General features: G+C 65.5%; 21 protein-coding genes. 10 read left to right on the forward strand and 11 right to left on the reverse strand.

What is annotated here, in order from left to right:
* Positions 1-5: 5 nt before the first annotated feature.
* The 5 genes from CLM73_RS17690 (at position 6) to CLM73_RS17710 (ending at position 3254) form a co-directional block, all read left to right on the forward strand.
* A complete protein-coding gene (locus CLM73_RS17690; RefSeq protein WP_105239542.1) occupies positions 6-1175 on the forward strand; it encodes a hypothetical protein in 1170 nt (389 codons plus the stop codon).
* A 75-nt stretch (positions 1176-1250) separates the two neighbouring features.
* Positions 1251-1688 carry an ArsR/SmtB family transcription factor gene (locus CLM73_RS17695; RefSeq protein ID WP_105239543.1) on the forward strand — a complete coding sequence of 146 codons (438 nt, stop codon included), beginning with the start codon at positions 1251-1253 and terminating at the stop codon, positions 1686-1688.
* On the forward strand, positions 1589-2038 hold the full coding sequence (locus CLM73_RS17700; protein WP_082578851.1) for an SRPBCC family protein: 450 nt from the start codon (positions 1589-1591) through the stop codon (positions 2036-2038). Before CLM73_RS17695 ends, CLM73_RS17700 begins: the two co-directional genes overlap by 100 nt.
* A 93-nt stretch (positions 2039-2131) precedes the next feature.
* The gene (locus CLM73_RS17705; RefSeq protein WP_105239544.1) at positions 2132-2833 is read left to right on the forward strand and encodes a DUF899 domain-containing protein; all 702 of its coding nucleotides are present in this window, start codon (positions 2132-2134) and stop codon (positions 2831-2833) included.
* Complete coding sequence (locus CLM73_RS17710) at positions 2784-3254, forward strand: hypothetical protein (RefSeq protein WP_234015663.1); 471 nt, start codon at positions 2784-2786, stop codon at positions 3252-3254. The genes CLM73_RS17705 and CLM73_RS17710 overlap by 50 nt, the downstream gene beginning before the upstream one ends.
* On the opposite strand, the gene CLM73_RS17715 is transcribed toward CLM73_RS17710, so the two are convergent.
* The 7 genes from CLM73_RS17715 to CLM73_RS17745 form a co-directional block, all read right to left on the reverse strand.
* Positions 3235-3567 (reverse strand): 2Fe-2S iron-sulfur cluster-binding protein, encoded by a 333-nt coding sequence (locus CLM73_RS17715; protein WP_105239545.1) that lies wholly within the window; start codon positions 3565-3567, stop codon positions 3235-3237. The two genes, CLM73_RS17710 and CLM73_RS17715, sit on opposite strands and share 20 nt — an antisense overlap.
* A 17-nt stretch (positions 3568-3584) precedes the next feature.
* A complete protein-coding gene (locus CLM73_RS17720) occupies positions 3585-4172 on the reverse strand; it encodes an NUDIX domain-containing protein (RefSeq protein WP_105239546.1) in 588 nt (195 codons plus the stop codon).
* 85 nt (positions 4173-4257) lie between these two features.
* Positions 4258-5511, reverse strand: coding sequence for an Hsp70 family protein (locus CLM73_RS17725; protein ID WP_105239547.1), 1254 nt, complete (start codon positions 5509-5511; stop codon positions 4258-4260).
* A gap of 72 nt (positions 5512-5583) precedes the next feature.
* Positions 5584-5907 (reverse strand): hypothetical protein, encoded by a 324-nt coding sequence (locus tag CLM73_RS17730; protein ID WP_105239548.1) that lies wholly within the window; start codon positions 5905-5907, stop codon positions 5584-5586.
* A 140-nt stretch (positions 5908-6047) separates the two neighbouring features.
* On the reverse strand, positions 6048-6284 hold the full coding sequence (locus tag CLM73_RS17735) for a DUF3820 family protein (protein ID WP_105241591.1): 237 nt from the start codon (positions 6282-6284) through the stop codon (positions 6048-6050).
* Positions 6285-6292: 8 nt separating this feature from the next.
* Positions 6293-6838: a cysteine hydrolase family protein gene (locus tag CLM73_RS17740; RefSeq protein WP_105239549.1), complete on the reverse strand. Its 546-nt coding sequence runs from the start codon at positions 6836-6838 to the stop codon at positions 6293-6295.
* Between the two features lie 9 nt (positions 6839-6847).
* On the reverse strand, positions 6848-7327 hold the full coding sequence (locus CLM73_RS17745; protein WP_105239550.1) for an OsmC family protein: 480 nt from the start codon (positions 7325-7327) through the stop codon (positions 6848-6850).
* Between the two features lie 255 nt (positions 7328-7582).
* Here CLM73_RS17745 and CLM73_RS17750 point away from each other — a divergent pair, with 255 nt between their 5' ends.
* Both CLM73_RS17750 and CLM73_RS17755 read left to right on the forward strand, forming a co-directional pair.
* Complete coding sequence (locus CLM73_RS17750; protein ID WP_056566734.1) at positions 7583-8008, forward strand: copper resistance protein NlpE; 426 nt, start codon at positions 7583-7585, stop codon at positions 8006-8008.
* 81 nt (positions 8009-8089) lie between these two features.
* Entirely contained in the window at positions 8090-8839 is a 750-nt protein-coding gene (locus CLM73_RS17755; protein WP_105239551.1) for an ABC transporter substrate-binding protein, read from the forward strand.
* Between the two features lie 60 nt (positions 8840-8899).
* Here CLM73_RS17755 and CLM73_RS17760 read toward each other — a convergent pair whose 3' ends face one another.
* The 3 genes from CLM73_RS17760 to CLM73_RS17770 form a co-directional block, all read right to left on the reverse strand.
* On the reverse strand, positions 8900-9232 hold the full coding sequence (locus CLM73_RS17760) for an FmdB family zinc ribbon protein (protein WP_105239552.1): 333 nt from the start codon (positions 9230-9232) through the stop codon (positions 8900-8902).
* A 9-nt stretch (positions 9233-9241) separates the two neighbouring features.
* Entirely contained in the window at positions 9242-10471 is a 1230-nt protein-coding gene (gene fmdA, locus CLM73_RS17765) for a formamidase (RefSeq protein WP_105239553.1), read from the reverse strand.
* Between the two features lie 256 nt (positions 10472-10727).
* Complete coding sequence (locus CLM73_RS17770; RefSeq protein WP_234015664.1) at positions 10728-11273, reverse strand: hypothetical protein; 546 nt, start codon at positions 11271-11273, stop codon at positions 10728-10730.
* Between the two features lie 24 nt (positions 11274-11297).
* Between CLM73_RS17770 and CLM73_RS17775 the strand changes: the two genes are divergently transcribed.
* On the forward strand, positions 11298-11666 hold the full coding sequence (locus CLM73_RS17775; protein ID WP_105239554.1) for a hypothetical protein: 369 nt from the start codon (positions 11298-11300) through the stop codon (positions 11664-11666).
* Between the two features lie 65 nt (positions 11667-11731).
* Here CLM73_RS17775 and CLM73_RS17780 read toward each other — a convergent pair whose 3' ends face one another.
* Entirely contained in the window at positions 11732-13222 is a 1491-nt protein-coding gene (locus CLM73_RS17780) for an aminotransferase class V-fold PLP-dependent enzyme (RefSeq protein ID WP_105239555.1), read from the reverse strand.
* Positions 13223-13329: 107 nt separating this feature from the next.
* Here CLM73_RS17780 and CLM73_RS17785 point away from each other — a divergent pair, with 107 nt between their 5' ends.
* The gene (locus tag CLM73_RS17785) at positions 13330-13803 is read left to right on the forward strand and encodes an Lrp/AsnC family transcriptional regulator (protein WP_234015665.1); all 474 of its coding nucleotides are present in this window, start codon (positions 13330-13332) and stop codon (positions 13801-13803) included.
* A gap of 230 nt (positions 13804-14033) precedes the next feature.
* Positions 14034-15710: an ABC-F family ATP-binding cassette domain-containing protein gene (locus tag CLM73_RS17790; RefSeq protein WP_105239556.1), complete on the forward strand. Its 1677-nt coding sequence runs from the start codon at positions 14034-14036 to the stop codon at positions 15708-15710.
* Positions 15711-15793: the final 83 nt, after the last annotated feature.

Genomic DNA, 15793 nt, shown 5'->3' on the forward strand with positions numbered 1-15793 from the left:
GCGCCATGCGCCGCGCGCCTGCCACTTCCCTGGCCCGCACTGCGCTGGCCGCGTCGCTGGCCGTCTTCGCCATGTTGGCGTGCGGCGCCGTGCGCGCGCAAACGCCGCTGCCAGACCCCTACGATTACGACGAAGCCACGCCCGCGCCCAAGCGCGCGGCGCCGCTACGCTGGCAGGCCGTTGAACTGGGCCGCCCCGGTCACCGGTACAAGATGCCGGTCTACGCCAACCGGGATCTGGCCAAGGACGACCTGCGCGGCATCAAGCAGGTGCTCATCGTCATCCACGGCGTCAAGCGCGACGCCGACAACTACTACGAAACCGCCGCCGCGCTGGTGGCCGCCGATCCGGCGCGCGCGAGCGACACGCTGGTTCTTGCCCCGCGGTTTTCCGGCTCGATCGACTCGGGCTTCGCGGGCATGGCGGCCTGGCGCAAGGCCAGCTGGGAAGACGGCCAGGAAAGCGTCCAGGCCACCGGCCGGCCCGCCCCCGTCACCTCGTTCCAGGTCCTGGACGACCTGCTGCGCAGCCTGGACGACCGTAAGCGCCTGCCAGCCCTTACCGGTCTCGTGCTCGCCGGTCATTCGGCCGGCGCGCAACTGGTGCACCGATATGCGGTGCTGAACAACGTGGACGGGGTGTTGCGCCGCGACGGCCTGGCCATACGCTACGTCGTCGCCAACCCGTCTTCCTATCTGTACCTGACCAACGAGCGCCCCCGCGCCGACGGCAAGGGCTACGCGCCGTACGAACGCGGCATCTGCCCCACGTACAACCAGTACAAGTACGGCACCGACAAGCTGCCCGCCTACGCCCGCGAATCCGACGATTCCCGCCTCTTCGTGCGCTACGCGTCGCGCGATGTGGTCTACCTGCTGGGCGGCGCGGACAACAACCCCGAGCACCGGCTGCTGGACAAGGCCTGCGGCGCCGAAGCCCAGGGCGCCACGCGGCTGGCGCGCGGCACGGGCTATGTCCAGTACGAATACGTGCTGGCCGCCCGCGGCGCCAAGCCCGTCCCCCTGCGTCACACCGCCTTCGAGGTCGGCGGCGTCGGCCACGACGGCAAGCGCATGTTCGGGTCGATCTGCGGCGTGCGGGCGCTGCTGGGCAGCGACGCCCGGGCCAGCAGCACGGCCGCAGCCTGCGACATCATCAAGCCGCGCGGCAAGTAAGCACCTCAATTCCTAGGGAAATTCCCAGGCTATCTGGCTTGACACGCTTTAGCGGCAGGCCTAAAACTTAACCTTATGGTTAAGTTAAATGATGACGCTCTCGATGCCATCTTCTCCGCGCTGGCGGATGGCACGCGCCGCCGGGTCCTGGCGGACCTGGAACAGGGCTCGGCCTCGGTCAGCACGCTGGCGCGGCCTCACGCCATGTCCCTGCCCGCCTTCATGAAGCATCTGCGGGTGCTGGAAGACGCCGGCCTTATCGCACGCGCCAAGGACGGGCGGGTGGTGAGCTGCACGCTGTCTCCCGAACCCATGCGCGCCGCCGCCGGCTGGCTGGCGCGCTACGAACGGTTCTGGACCGGGCAGCTGGATTCGCTGGCGCGATATCTCTATCACGAAGAGGAAATCCTTCCATGGAAAATCGAATCTCCCCCCTCGAGCTGCGGCTCCAGCGGCGCTTTGACGCCCCCGTCGAACGCGTCTGGCGAGCCTGGACCGACCCGCAAGCGCTGATGCGCTGGTTCGGCCCGGCGGGCACGCAGCGCGTGCTGCTGGCCGAGACCGATGTGCGCGTCGGCGGCGCCTATCAGGTCGGCTTCATCACCGCAGACGGCGGGGAGCACCACGCCAGCGGCCGCTACCAGGAAGTCGCGCTTCATCGCCGGCTGGTGTTCACCTGGGCGTGGCGCGACACGCCGCAGGAAACCTCACTGATCACGTTGGATTTCACCTCGGCGGACGGAGGCACCGAGCTTGCCTTCCTGCAGACGCCGTTCGTGGACGAGGCCACCCGCGACAGCCACGAGGATGGCTGGTCCGGCGCCATGGACCGGCTGGCGGATCATCTGGCCGGCAAGGCCTGAACCTGCCGCCTTTCCGAGCTGTACCCGGGTTCTGTCACCCGGATCCTTACTTGAAGCCGGGTCCAAGGGCCCGGCACGCAAAGGAGACGCACGATGCAAACCGATCATCCCGTCGTATCCCGTCCCGAATGGACCATTGCGCGCGAGGCGCTGCTGCGGCGCGAGAAGGAATTGACTCACGCCTCAGACGCGCTGGCACGCGAACGCATGGCGCTCCCGTGGGTCCGGGTGGACAAGGCCTACACCTTTGAAGGCGCGCACGGCATGCAAGGCCTGGATGCCCTGTTCCACGGCAGGCGCCAGCTCATCGTCTATCACTTCATGTTCAGTCCCGACTGGGAGGACGGATGCGTGGGCTGCTCGCTCCTGGCCGACCACCTGGACAGCGCGCTCATGCACCTGCGGCACCACGACGTGACGGTCGTGGCCGTCTCGCGCGCGCCGTATGCCCAACTGGCCGCCTTCCAGGCCCGCATGGGCTGGCAGTTTGACTGGTACTCGTCAGCGGGTGGCGACTTCAACTTCGATTTCGAAGCGTCCGTGCCGCAGGCGGATGGCGCGGTCGAGGAACGGCCGGGGGCAAGCGCCTTCTTCCGTGATCCCGATGGGGAAATCTTCCACACCTACTCGGCCTTCGAACGCGGCGTGGAGCGCTTGGCGGGGGCCTACAACTACCTGGACATCGCGCCGCTGGGCCGCAACGAAAACGGCCCGTATTTCGACGTACGCGACTGGGTGCGCCACCATGACCGATACGGCGACGCCCCGCGCCAAGCCTGCCACGGCCACGGCTAAGCCGCCGTCCATGGCAGGCATGGCGGGCCTGTGGCTGGTCTGCTTGGCGGCCATGGGCGCCGGACTGCTGGTGGACACGTGGCGCACGCCCGCCGCGCTGCTGGCCAGCGAATGCGGCGCGCCGGGAACGCTGGCGCAACTGGCGTGGCGGCACGTGGTGTTGATGCCAGCCAGCTCTGCCGCGATGGCGTTGGCGGCGCTGCTGCCCTGGACCCGGCTGCCAGGCGGCAACACGCCGCTGGCAAGCCGCGGGCTCTGCCTGGTCCTCATGGCGATCGGAATGGTGCTGGGCGCGCGCCTGGGTGTCCAGACGGCGCAGGCGCTGGGTGCCGCGCCCTTTTTGGGGATAGTGCTGGGAATGGTGGCGGGGATGGCCGCCGCCCTGCTGCCTGTCGCTGCGGTCAGCGCCTGGCGCCGGTAAGCCGGCGAACGGCGGCCGGCGGCGTCTCGATCAACGTGGCGCCGGGCGCCTGGATTTCCAGCGCCGACGTCGCCTGCGCCACGCAAGGCAGGATCCAACCCTCTTCCTTTTCGTCGCGCGACAGGCCGGGCCATTCGATGCCGTACACGACCGATCCCTCGAGCATCAGGCACATGCAGGCGCGGCAGGTGCCGTTGCGGCACGAACTGGGCAGCTTGATGCCCGCCGCCTGCGCCGCCAGCAGCACGGACGTGCCTGCCGGCGCGTCAAAGCGCAGGCCCGAGGGCTGGACAAGAACCGGGTGCGAGCACATCGGCGTCAGGCACGCCCTCAGGCGACGTTGTCCTGCCAGTCCAGCTTCCAGGCGCCGGACAGCACGTTCTGCATCCACAGCACGCAGGTCAGCGTCTTGGCGTCGGTAACCTCGCCCTGGCTGCAAGCCGCAAGCACCTCATCAGGGCGCTTGGTGATGACGTCCAGGAATTCGTCCTGATCGAGCTGGCGCTCGCCGGCCCGCAGGCCGCGCGCAAAGAAGATGTGAATGATTTCCGTGGAATAGGCGATGGCCAGGTGTAAGGCGCCCGCGTGGGCCCACTGGCCGGCGGTATAGCCCGTTTCCTCCAGCAATTCGCGCTTGGCGCACACCAGCGGGTCCTCGCCCGGATCCAGCTTGCCTGCCGGAAACTCCGTCATCACGCGGCCGATGGGATAGCGGAACTGGCGTTCGAGCAAGACGGTGCCGTCGTCGAGCAGCGGAATCACCACCACCGCGCCCGGGTGCACCACGTATTCGCGGATGCCCGTGTGGCCATTGGGCAGGCTGACGGTGTCGCGGCGAATCTTCAGGAAGCTGCCGTCGTACGGCGCCTCGCTTTCGAGCAGTGTTTCGACGAGATGGGTATCGGCGGGTCGGGTCATGAGGACGTCTGGATCAGGGACTGGGAGGGGCGGCGGGCCGTTGCCGGCACGCCTGGCAGCTTACCATCGCCCCGCCGGCGGCCGGTCAGCCGAACTTGCGGGCGGCGTCCAGCGCAAGACCCGCGCCGATGCTGCCGAACAGGTCGCCTTCCACGCTGCGCGCCTCGGGGACCAGCCGGGACACGCTTTCGCGCAGGCGCGGCACGCGGCTGGAGCCGCCCGTGAAAAACACGGTGTCCACGTCCGCCGTCGACACGCCGGCGTCTCGGAGCAATTGGCCAACGGTGGTCTCGACCTTGTCGATCAAGCGCTCCACGCTCGCGTCGAATGACGGGCGCGTCACTTCGACGCCCAGGTCCGGCGCGACGCGCGACAGGTCGATACGCGCGGCGGGCGCCTCGGACAGCGCGATCTTGGCTTCTTCCACCTGCACCGCCACCCAGTGGCCCGCGCGCTCCTTCACCAGGTTCAGCAGCAGGTCGATCTTCTGACGATCACCGGCCTCGGCGCGGATGTAGGCGAAATGCTCGGCCGCCTTGCGCGTGTAGGCCTGGTTGATGGTGTGCCAGCAGGCCAGGTTGCCGTACTGCGTCGACGGCACATCCTTGCCGCTGCGCAATTGGCTGCCCAGTCCCAGCAGCGGCATCACGTGCGCCAGGCTCAATTGCTTGTCGAAATCCACGCCGCCGATGTGCACGCCGCCATAAGCCAGGATGTCGTCGCGGCGGTCCGGTTTGGCCGCGCGGTCCGGACCCAGCCGGATCAGCGAAAAGTCCGATGTCCCCCCGCCGATGTCGATCACCAGCACCAGTTCCTCGCGGCTGATCTGCGACTCGTAGTGAAAAGCGGCGGCCATCGGCTCGAACTGGAACTCGATGTCGGTAAACCCCACGCTGCGCGCGATCTCTTCCAGCGTGTCCTGCGCCGTCTGGTCAGACGCGGGATGGTCGTCCACGAAAAACACGGGACGGCCCAGCACGGCGCGGGTAAAGCCGCGCCCGGCGGCCGTCTCGGCGCGCGCCTTCAATTCGGCGATAAAGCGCGTCAGCAGCACGCGAAATGGGATGGACCGGCCCTGCACTTCCGTCGAGCCGTCGATGAGCGAGCTGCCCAAGAGGCTTTTCATCGAGCGCATCAGGCGCCCGTCGTAACCGGCCAGATAGTCGGAGATCGCCGCGCGGCCATAGCTGACCTCGGCGTCTTCATCGTGAAAGAAGATGGCCGACGGCAAGGTGGTCTTGCCGTCCTCGAGCGCCAGGAGCGCATGTTGGTCGGGACGGCTCCAGCCGACGGTGGAATTGGAGGTGCCGAAGTCGACGCCGCAGGCGGTGGAAATCATGGGAATTCGGGCGCTTAGAGCAAAACGGCGCACAAGTGTACCCGCTCTGGCTCCGGCCCCAAATTCCGGCGTCTATTGCTGCTGGCGCCGCTGCTCCAGTTCGCGCAGACATTGCTCCACCCCGGCCTGCATCTGCGCATTCGACGTGGCTGCGCGGTCCGACACGGTACGGCAGCGCTGGAATTCTGCCTGGCTTTGGGGCGTGTCTCGGATCGCGGCGGGCGGCGGGGCTTCGGGCGTCACCGTCATGCGCAGCGTCGAGGGTGGCGACAAGCTGCCCTGCGCCGAGGGAAACTGCATCTCCTGCGTGGCGCCGGGCGCAACGTTCTGGGCCTGGGCAGCGCCCGCTGCGCACAGGGCGGCAAACAGGAAAGCGGATACGTGTTTTTTGTTCATGGCGACCTCTGTTCGATGAGTCAGCGCCCGGGCCGAGGGCCGGGCGCACCGCCTAATCGTATCTCCGGTGGTTGGTCGGCATCGTGCCAAGACGCTACATCATGCCCACGAGTTGTTTCCTGCGGTTTCCGCGGCGCGCCTTAGGTCGCGGGCCGGGTCGCGCCCCGGGTCTTGCGCAGAGGATCAAGCAGCGACGACAACCCGTTGTGGTCCAGCTCGTGCATCAACGCCAGCAAGCGCCCCAGCTCTCCGGGCGGAAAGCCCTTGCGCGCGAACCACGCCAGATACGGCCCGGGCAGGTCGGCGATCAGCCGGCCCTTGTACTTGCCGAAGGGCATGTCGCGCGTCACCAGCAGGGACAGCAGTTCGGGATCCATCACATTCATCACCGCGCGCCACCCCCAAACAGCTCGGCTGAAGGCACGGCCGCGATCTTCACGCCAAAGCTGGAAATGGCCGGCAGCGTGGCGTTGTGGTGCGCCCGGATCTGCCCGCCGTCCGCATGCGGCTTGTCGTGCGTGGTGTGCGCATCGGCCGCCAGCGTGACCGCCAGGCCCAGCCCCGCCGCGCGCCGCACGGTCGTGTCCACGCAGAACTCGGTGGCGTATCCGCACACCACGAGATGCGTGACGGCCCGGTCCGCCAGCACCTGCGCCAAATCGGTGCGGAGAAACGAGTCCGGCGTCGTCTTGCGAACCCGGCTGTCGATCGCGGCCGGTCCAAGCCGCGTATCCAGATCCCAACCCGGCTCGCCGTGCGCCAGGCCGGACCCGGGACTTTCGTGCTGGACATAAATGACCGGCGCACCCGCCGCACGGGCGCGCTCGGCCAGCGCGTTGATGCGGGCCAGCACTTGCGCGGCCTCGAACGGCGGCGGCGAGGTTTCGAACAACGCGCGTTGCACGTCGATCACGATCAGGGCGGATGTCATGGAATGGCGTCAGGGCGTTGATTGAATCGCAATGCGCGGCTCGCACCGTACCGGAAAATTCACCGAATTGGCAATGAAGCAGAAATGGTGCGCCCGTTCGTGCAGCTGTTGCGCCAGCACGGCGTCGTCGCCCGCACCAATGATGACGTGGGGCCGCAGCGTCACCGATGCAAACGCGCCGCCGCGTTCGCGGTCTTCAATCATGACGCCTTCGGCCTCATCCCGGTAAGCCTGCACGGTCACGCCTTCGACCGCGCACAGGTGCAGATACCAGAGCTTGTGGCAGGCCGATAGCGAGGCCACCAGCATGTCTTCGGGATTCCAGCGGGCGGCATCGCCACGGAACGCGGGGTCCGACGATCCCGGCACGTCGGGCTTGCCCGAGGCCTGAATGACATGATCACGGGAATAGGCGGCGTAGCCGGCCGTGCCGGCGCCGGTATTGCCGGTCCATTCGACGGTAACGCGGTAATGGTGTTCGCCTTTCATGCCTTGGGTCCTGTAGCCGGGTTGTCCTGTTGCCTGATTGTCCTGTCGTCGCGCCGGCCGACCAATGCCGCCTCACGCACAAGGAAGGCCGAGCTTAGCGCACGCCCAGCCCCGCCGGTTGGACGTTTATGACACGCATTGGTCTTACATCCCGTTTCAGCATGGTCCAGTTACTGTCCGTATCGTGAAGACGCGTCTGGCCATCTGTCCGTCTGCCCGTCAATTAGCCAGTCCGTCTCACAGGAGCTCGCCATGATGATGAAAACCACCCTGACCTGCACCCTGAGTCTTGCGCTGCTCGCCGGATGCGCGCCGTCAAAGCCCATCACCGCCCGATCCGTGCCGGTGGACCACCACACCTCCCGCGATTCGCTGGATTGGCCCGGCAGCTACGAAGGCACCCTGCCCTGCGCCGACTGCCCCGGCATCCGCGCTCGCCTGACGCTGATGAAGGATGGCCGCTACGAAAAACTGACGCAGTACCTGGACCGCCAGCCGCAGCCCGAGATCGTATCGGGCACCTTCAGCTGGGAGTCGGACGGCAGCACGATCCGGCTGGATGCCGCCGGCGATAGCCAGCGTTACTTCGTCGGCGAGAACCAGGTAACGATGCTCTACCGCGACGGCACGCGCCCCACCGGCCCGCTCGCGGCGCATTACGTGCTGCGCCGCGTGCAATAAGCCGTCGCGCCGCCGCCGGCTTTAGGACTATCCTCTGGCATCGACCGCGCCCGGCGGCGCGCCTCATCCAGCAAGGAAGCCATGAAGACCGATCACGAAATGCTGTCTGCCTTCGCCCCGACGGGCGTGCTGCGCGCGTCCATCAATCTGGGCAATCCCATCCTCGCCAACACCGATCCCGCCACCGGCCAGCCCGGCGGCGTGTCGGTGGACCTGGCCACTGAACTCGCGCGCCGGCTCGACGTGAAGCTGGAACTCGTGGTCTTCAAATCCGCCGGCGAATCCGTCAACGCCGTCGCCGCCGAGCAGGCCGACGTAGGCTTTTTCGCGATCGACCCACTGCGTGGCGAGCAAATCGCCTTCACTGCGCCGTATGTCGTCATCGAAGGCGCTTATCTGGTGCGCCAGGCCTCGCCCATCGTCAACAAGGACGAGGTCGACCGCCCCGGCCAGCGCGTCGTGGTCGGCAAGGGCAGCGCCTATGACCTGTATCTGACGCGAGAACTCAAGCAGGCCGAGATTTTCCGCGCCCCCACCTCGCCCGCCGTCGTCGACACCTTCGTGCAGGAAAACATGGAGGTCGCCGCGGGCGTCAAGCAACAGCTTGAAGCCGACGCGCAGCGCCTGGGCGGACTGCGCCTGTTGGACGGTCACTTCATGCTGATCCGCCAGGCCATGGGCGTGCCCAAAAGCCGAGGCGACAAGGCCAGCGCGTACCTGTCCGCCTACGTCGAGGCCATGAAGAAATCCGGCTTCGTCGCCGAGGCGCTGGCGCGCCACAAGATCCAGGGCGCCGCCGTGGCGCCGCTGGAAGCGGCGGCGCAGGCGTAGGCGCCGGAACGCCGCGCGGCCGGGCGTCTTCAAACCGCGGCCCGGCCGGCAGCGATCGCGCTAGTGGCTGATCATCCAGGGCCTTGCGCCCGCGAATGATTTTGCGCCATCGCCCGACGTGCGCGTTCGGCCCCGCGAGCGCGCACTGCCGCAGCACCCGCAGTTCATTCCGTGCCCCGCGCGCGTGCTGCGCGGCTCATTGGCGCTGCGCTCGTTCGCCGCGTGCGCCCGGTTCATGGCCGACGACAGGGCCGACACCGCCGGCGCACCGCCCACGATGCGGCCCGACTGCGCCCCGCACTGCGGGCAAGCGGCTGGATCCCGCCACTGCACCAACGGCCGCAATGCGGCAAATTCTCCGCAATCCGCGCACGCATAGTCATACATCGGCATCGTCGTCTCCTAAAGATCGCGCGACAGCGGCATGTCGACGTCGCCCTTGATGTGCTTGACGGGCCCGCTTGCGGACGGCTGGATGTCGAAGTCGAAGATCTCGGTGGGCAACCAGAGCGTCGCGCAAGAATTGGGAATGTCCACCACGCCGCTGATGTGCCCTTGCACTGGCGCGCACCCCAGCAGCGAATAAGCCTGCGCGCCCGAATAGCCGAACTTCTTCAGGTATTCGATGGCGTTCAGGCACGCCTGCCGGTAGGCCACATTCACGTCCAGATAATGCTGCTTGCCCCCTTCGTCGACGGAAATTCCCTCGAAAATCAGAAAGTCCTTATAGGCCGGCGTGATCGGGCTGGGCTTGAAGATCGGGTTGCGGATCGCGTATTTGTCCATGCCGCCCTTGATCAGCGACACGCGCATGTGTACCCAGCCGGCCATTTCGATCGCGCCGCAAAACGTGATCTCGCCGTCGCCCTGCGAAAAATGCAGATCGCCCACCGACAGCCCGCCGCCCTTCACATACACCGGAAAGAACACCCGCGCCCCGCGCGAGAGATCCTTGATGTCGCAATTGCCGCCATGCTCACGCGGCGGAACGGTGCGTGCCCCTTCGCCCGCCGCGCGGTCGCGATCGGCGCCCTGCAACGCCCCCATGTGCGCGGTCTTGGGCGCGGGCGGATTGGCCAGCGGCGGCACGCGATCCGGATTCGTATCGATCAGCGCCTGCTCGCGGCGGTTCCATTCATCCAGCAGTTTCCTGTCCGGCAGGCAGCCGATCAGCCCCGGATGGATCAAGCCCGCGAAATTGACGCCGGGAATGTGCCGCGACGACGTGAACATGCCGTGAAAATCCCAAATGGATTTCTGCGCGTGCGGAAAATGATCGGTCAGAAAACCGCCGCCATTGTTGCGGCTGAAAAATCCGTTGAAGCCCCACAGGCTGTCCGGCTTGGCGCCGATATCCAGCAAATCGACGACCAGCAGATCACCTGGCTCGGCGCCTTCCACCCCCACGGGCCCGGACAGAAAATGCACGGTCGACAAATCCACGTCCCGCACGTCGTCGGCGCTGTCGTCATTCTTGATCGCGCCGCCCGTCCAGTCATAGGTTTCCAGAATGAAATCGTCCCCGGGCTTCACCCACACCGCCATCGGAATATCCGGATGCCAGCGGTTGTGGATGTGCTTGTTTTCGTAGGGGGATTGCTCCAGATCGACACTGATAAGCGTATTGGTCATTCTCTTTCATCTCCGTCGTAAAGCGTTGATAAAACAGAAGGGTTGACCGTTGGCTGTCTAAAAAGAAGCGCGAGACAAGGCTTCCCAAGCCATTGATCTGTCAGGGACGGTAGGACAGTTTTAGACAGCGGTAAACTGGCTTTTTGCACAGTGACTCATGCCTGTGCCGCAGTTGCATTGCGCAGCGCGCCGAGTATTACGCCGTAGGTAGGGCCCCATGCGCGGGACGCGTCGCATGGAACCCGCCGATCGCGCTTCAGCCTTGCAGAAGAATCCCCAGCCGGCTATTCCACGTGTCGCCATAACCCTTGCCGGCGACAGGAATGCGGATCAATGGGCGTTTCAGGTCGTTGGTGGAAAAGTCGAAGTGCACGTTCAGGAACGACAGGTTTCCGCTCCCCGACTTTTCGGTCCATTTCAGTTGCCATTTGCGGATGTATGAAAAGTCCAGGACTTCGCCCGGGTCCTTCGCACCGTCCACCATGCACAGTTTCTGGCTTTGCGGGTCGAACGCGATGACGACCTTCTTGTCCTTGTCGCTCAGAATCAACTCGCTGTCGACACTGTCTTCCGGAAACGCCGTGCCCAACCGCTGATTGTGGTCGCGAAACTTCGCCAACAACGCCTTGTGGCGCTTCTGCTGGCGATACACGGCCCAGGCGATCACCGCAACGATCGTCAGGACAATGGAAATGATATTGAACATGGTGCTGGCCCCCTGATGGCCGATAAACGCTGTATCGGTGTTAACGGCCGCCAGGACGGGAAACTTTAGGCAGCAGTTATGATGCAAGCCATTCATCGTGCTCCACGAAGGTTCTTCCGCATGGCCGTCTTGCACCGCCCGTCCCTCGCCGTTCTTCTCATCATCGCCGCGAGCGCCAGCGCGCCCGCACTTGCCGACGACGGCTGTGTCGCGCGCGTCGATGCCGAGTTGGTCCGCATCAAACAGGCGCAGGACGCCCAACGCACGCGCGAGGCCGCCAATAATCTGGAATTGAATCGGGAGTTATGCCAGGGCCGGCTGGACCTGCTGGACGCGCGCTTTGCCTTGAGCGACGACTTCGAGGCGTGCCGCCGCAATGGCGTGCAGTTTTCGGATCAGGTCACGCGCACCTTGACAGGCGCGTCCGACGACCTTACCGGCATGAAGGCCTCGTGGATCCGGACCTGCGGCCTGCAAATGAAGGACTGACGGGGCCGCGTTCAAGACGGATATTACGATTGCAGCCGCTAACGCGGCCGCAATCTCAGTCGTTCTTATGCCGCCTGCTTCTGCCCATCGCGCGGGAAGAATATCGCCCGGCTGGGGTCAAATCCGTAAAGATGCTCGTACGCCGGCGCATCGGCCGCCAGCGCAAGCACCGACTCCAGAATGAAATCCGCCTTCGCGTCGGGCAGCAGCGCGCTGAAGTTCAAACGCACAAAACCGGGCTTCTCGATCTCGCGGCCGTCCAGAATGGCCTGCCGCATCTGCAGCGACTGCGTCTCGTCGATATCCAGCAGACGGTGCACATAGGGCCCCGCGCACGCGCATCCGCCGCGAGCCTGTATGCCGAAGCGATCGCTCAGCATGCGCGTCACCAGTTGCTGATGCACAAATCCGCCCTTGCCGTCTCGCACCCGGAACGAAAAGATCGGCAGGCGGTTCGCCGTTAGCGACCCCAGCAGCTCCAGACGCTCCGCACCCTTCCAGGCCGCAAGCGCGCGCTGCACGAAGTGCGCATGGCGCTCCTGCATGAATGCCGCGCCCAACGCTTCCTTCACCAGCACCACCAGCGCGGCGCGGATGTCGCCCACCACGTTTGGCGTGCCCGCCTCTTCGCGCGATTCCAGACTGCCGCTGTAATCATGGCCCACAGGCGATACGAATTTGACCGTGCCGCCGCCCGGCCAGGTCGGCGTCGTGTCGAGCACCGCATCGCGGCGCACGATCAGCACGCCCGATGCCCCGGGACCGCCGATGAACTTGTGCGGGGAAAACACGATGGCGTCGATCTGCGCATCCGGCGCCGGCGACATGCGGATGGGCAGATACGGCGCGCCGCCCGCATAGTCCCACAGCATCTTCGCGCCGGCCGCCTTCACGAGCCGCGTAATGCCGGCGACATCCGCCACGATGCCCGTCACGTTAGACGCCGCCGACAGCGCGCAGACGACCAGCGCGTCTTCCGGCGCCTGCAGCGCCCGCGCCAACTGCGCCAGATCCGGCCCGCCTTCCGGGCTTTCTTCCAGTTCGACGATGTCAGCGCCGCATTCGCGCCACGGCAGGATGTTCGAGTGGTGCTCGTACGGCCCGATGATGACCCGGACCTTCCGGCCGGCAGCCACCGCCGCGTTCACGCCGAACAGATGCACCAGGCGGTTGATGCCCGCCGTTGCGCCGGACCCCGAGAAAATCACTGCATGTTCCTCGCCGGCGCCGCAGCACCGCGCGATGGCAGCGCGCGCCTCGCGCCGCAGCCGCGTAATGAAGCCGCCGCAGAACGACGCCTCGGTGTGCGAATTGGCGTAATACGGCAGCACCTGTTCAAGCACAAAGCGTTCCACCTGCATCAGCGCCCTGCCCGACGCCACGTAATCGGCGTAGACCAGAGGCTTGGAACCGAAGGGCCCATCAATGCAGGCGTCCTTGCCGATAAGCCCGTCGGCAAGCGCCGCCGCGATATCGGAAGTCTTCAGGCTGTCTTGAAACTGCTGCAACGGTGAAGCCGAGACGCGTACGGGCGCCTCGGCGAAAGGCATATTCATGGGAGGAGGATCCGAAAAGTACGCAAATATCATACGATGGATACCTTGATGAAACATCACCGTTTTTTTGCCATTAATTCATGAAAACGGGTCATATGATCGAATCCATGGAAAAAATCGACAAGCTTGATCTGAGTATCATCTCTTGCCTGCAAAAAGACGGCGCGTTGTCGCAGCGCGAGCTTGCCGATAGGGTCGGCTTGTCGCAGAACGCCTGCTGGCGCAGGCTTCAACGACTCAACGCCTGCGGCATCATCCGCGGCACTCGCGCCGAAGTCAGTCTGGTCGCGCTGGGCCTGGACCTCACCGTCTTCGTCATGATCCGCACCAGTCACCATGCCAAGGCCTGGGCCGATGGATTCCGGCAGCACGTCGAACGTCTGCCGGAGGTCACGGAGTTCTATCGCATCGGCGGCGACTGGGACTACCTGATCAAGGTTGTCTGCCGCGGCATGGTTGGGTACGACCGGTTCTATCAGAAGCTGATCACGGATTTTGAGCTGTCCACCGTGACGGGCTTTTTCAGCATGGAAGCGATCATCGAGAACCGGCCGCCGGATCTGCGGATGCTGGAGGATTGATGGGATGCGCGGCGTATTGATGGCGATGCGTTTTCGACGCAAAATTTCGAGGACCTCGCTTTGAAATACACTGCATGACGATGCGCCCAGGAACTTTGCCGCGGCACATTGCTCGAACCCACCTCATTCCCTTATCGCGGAGACCCGTCCGGCCATGACCCTCTAAGCCCTCCCCCAGATCGCCGCTTGCGCTGCGCGCAACGCGTCTTATCGATTCCGGAGAGCTTCATATGGCCCAGTCTTCCCGCGCGCCCGCACCGGCGCATCCCCAGCCGCAAACCTCGGCGCCTTTCCTCAGCCTGCGTCACGTCAGCCATGCGTTGCCGGATGGGCGCACCCTGCTCAACGACGTCAGCCACGACTTCGCCCGCAGCACCCGCAATGGCCTCATCGGCCGCAACGGTGCCGGCAAGTCCATCCTGCTGCGCCTGGCGTACGGTGACCTGACCACGCAAGCCGGCCGCATCGTCCGCCACGGCCGCATCGCCTACGTGCCGCAGGAACAACCGCAAAGCGCCGGGGCCACGTTGGCCGACATCGCCGGCATTGCGCCGATTTTGCGGGCCTTGTGCAACGTCGAAGCCGGCAGCACTCGCCAATCAGACTTCGATCTCGCCGACGGCCATTGGCGCATTCGCGACGATTGGACTCGCATGCTCGCCGACGCCGGCTTGCCCGCGTGGCAGCCCGAACATCCAGCCTCAATAGCCAGCGGCGGCGAACTCACGCGTGTTGCACTCGCCGGCGCGCTGATGCAGAACCCCGACGCCCTGCTGCTGGACGAACCCAGCAATCATTTGGACGCAGGCGCCCGCCGCTGGCTCATGAATCATATTGCCGCCTGGCGCGGCGGCTTGATCGTTGTCAGCCATGACAGAACGCTGCTCGACGCCATGTCCTGCATCGTCGAACTGGATCGCGGCACGCTCACTGCCCATGCTGGCAACTACACCGCCCACCGCGCCAATCGGGACCGTTTGAACACCGCGCACGAAGTGTCCCTGGCACACGCTCGCACTGAACGCACCGCCACCCTGCGCGCGCTTCGCCAACAGCACGACGCGCTGCAACAGCGCAACGCCCGCCAAGGCCGCAAGGCGCGGGATGCGAACCAGGCAGCCATCCTGCTGGGCATGAAGAAGGCGAATGCCGAAGCCCATGCGGGCCGGGAGAACGTGCGGCGGCAGGATACCGTCGCCGCGTTGGACGACGCTGTAAGGCAGGCCGCTGCACAGGTCAATCAATCGTTCGACATCGCGCTGGCCCTGCCTGAAACTGCGGTGCCGCAGGGTCGCCGCGTTCTGCATCTGGAAAATGCCAAACCGCCCTTTCCAGCGAACAGGTGTGCGCTGACGCTGACACTATCTGGCCCGTTCCGCTTGGCCATTCGCGGGCCGAACGGCTGCGGCAAGAGTACGTTGCTGTCGATGCTGGCGGGGGAGTTGGCTCCGCATGAAGGCGTATGCGACGTCCGCGTGCCGACCGCCATGCTGGATCAGCGAGCGTGCGCCATCCCTGAAGACACATCCCTGCTGGAGACGCTGCATGCGCTGGGCGCGGCACTGCCGGACGGCGAACTGCGCAGCCGGTTGGCGTTGCTGGGGTTGGGCCCTGAACTGGTCAATTCGCCCGCCGGGAATTTGAGTGGCGGCGAACGGCTGAAGGCTGCGCTGGCATGCGCATTGTGGCGGCGGTCGCCTGCCCAGTTGTTGCTGCTTGATGAGCCGACGAATCACCTGGATATCGATTCGGTGGAGGCGCTAGAGGAAGCGCTGCGAGGGTATGCCGGGGCGCTGGTGGTTGCGTCGCATGATGAAGCATTGTTAAAGGCGATAGCGCCCACGCATGAATTGGTTTGGCAGCCAGCGGGGTGGCGGCTCAACGAGGCGCCGGACGCGGCGACGTGACGCAGATGCCGTGATAAGAGGGTTCTCGCCTAAGAAATCATAAGAAACCGCCCTGCCGGGCCGGGTTATCCCGAATGCCGTCA

This window comes from Achromobacter spanius (assembly GCF_002966795.1).
Taxonomy (GTDB): Bacteria; Pseudomonadota; Gammaproteobacteria; order Burkholderiales; family Burkholderiaceae_B; genus Achromobacter; species Achromobacter spanius_D.

Bases quoted from the DNA above. Each gene is read 5' to 3' on its own strand.
- CLM73_RS17690 (WP_105239542.1), top strand. From the start codon at position 6: ATGCGCCGCGCGCCTGCCACTTCCCTGGCCCGCACTGCGCTGGCCGCG.
- CLM73_RS17695 (WP_105239543.1), top strand. From the start codon at position 1,251: ATGGTTAAGTTAAATGATGACGCTCTCGATGCCATCTTCTCCGCGCTG.
- CLM73_RS17700 (WP_082578851.1), top strand. From the start codon at position 1,589: ATGGAAAATCGAATCTCCCCCCTCGAGCTGCGGCTCCAGCGGCGCTTT.
- CLM73_RS17705 (WP_105239544.1), top strand. From the start codon at position 2,132: ATGCAAACCGATCATCCCGTCGTATCCCGTCCCGAATGGACCATTGCG.
- CLM73_RS17710 (WP_234015663.1), top strand. From the start codon at position 2,784: ATGACCGATACGGCGACGCCCCGCGCCAAGCCTGCCACGGCCACGGCT.
- CLM73_RS17715 (WP_105239545.1), bottom strand. From the start codon at position 3,567: ATGTGCTCGCACCCGGTTCTTGTCCAGCCCTCGGGCCTGCGCTTTGAC.
- CLM73_RS17720 (WP_105239546.1), bottom strand. From the start codon at position 4,172: ATGACCCGACCCGCCGATACCCATCTCGTCGAAACACTGCTCGAAAGC.
- CLM73_RS17725 (WP_105239547.1), bottom strand. From the start codon at position 5,511: ATGATTTCCACCGCCTGCGGCGTCGACTTCGGCACCTCCAATTCCACC.
- CLM73_RS17730 (WP_105239548.1), bottom strand. From the start codon at position 5,907: ATGAACAAAAAACACGTATCCGCTTTCCTGTTTGCCGCCCTGTGCGCA.
- CLM73_RS17735 (WP_105241591.1), bottom strand. From the start codon at position 6,284: ATGGATCCCGAACTGCTGTCCCTGCTGGTGACGCGCGACATGCCCTTC.
- CLM73_RS17740 (WP_105239549.1), bottom strand. From the start codon at position 6,838: ATGACATCCGCCCTGATCGTGATCGACGTGCAACGCGCGTTGTTCGAA.
- CLM73_RS17745 (WP_105239550.1), bottom strand. From the start codon at position 7,327: ATGAAAGGCGAACACCATTACCGCGTTACCGTCGAATGGACCGGCAAT.
- CLM73_RS17750 (WP_056566734.1), top strand. From the start codon at position 7,583: ATGATGAAAACCACCCTGACCTGCACCCTGAGTCTTGCGCTGCTCGCC.
- CLM73_RS17755 (WP_105239551.1), top strand. From the start codon at position 8,090: ATGAAGACCGATCACGAAATGCTGTCTGCCTTCGCCCCGACGGGCGTG.
- CLM73_RS17760 (WP_105239552.1), bottom strand. From the start codon at position 9,232: ATGCCGATGTATGACTATGCGTGCGCGGATTGCGGAGAATTTGCCGCA.
- fmdA (WP_105239553.1), bottom strand. From the start codon at position 10,471: ATGACCAATACGCTTATCAGTGTCGATCTGGAGCAATCCCCCTACGAA.
- CLM73_RS17770 (WP_234015664.1), bottom strand. From the start codon at position 11,273: ATGAATGGCTTGCATCATAACTGCTGCCTAAAGTTTCCCGTCCTGGCG.
- CLM73_RS17775 (WP_105239554.1), top strand. From the start codon at position 11,298: ATGGCCGTCTTGCACCGCCCGTCCCTCGCCGTTCTTCTCATCATCGCC.
- CLM73_RS17780 (WP_105239555.1), bottom strand. From the start codon at position 13,222: ATGAATATGCCTTTCGCCGAGGCGCCCGTACGCGTCTCGGCTTCACCG.
- CLM73_RS17785 (WP_234015665.1), top strand. From the start codon at position 13,330: ATGGAAAAAATCGACAAGCTTGATCTGAGTATCATCTCTTGCCTGCAA.
- CLM73_RS17790 (WP_105239556.1), top strand. From the start codon at position 14,034: ATGGCCCAGTCTTCCCGCGCGCCCGCACCGGCGCATCCCCAGCCGCAA.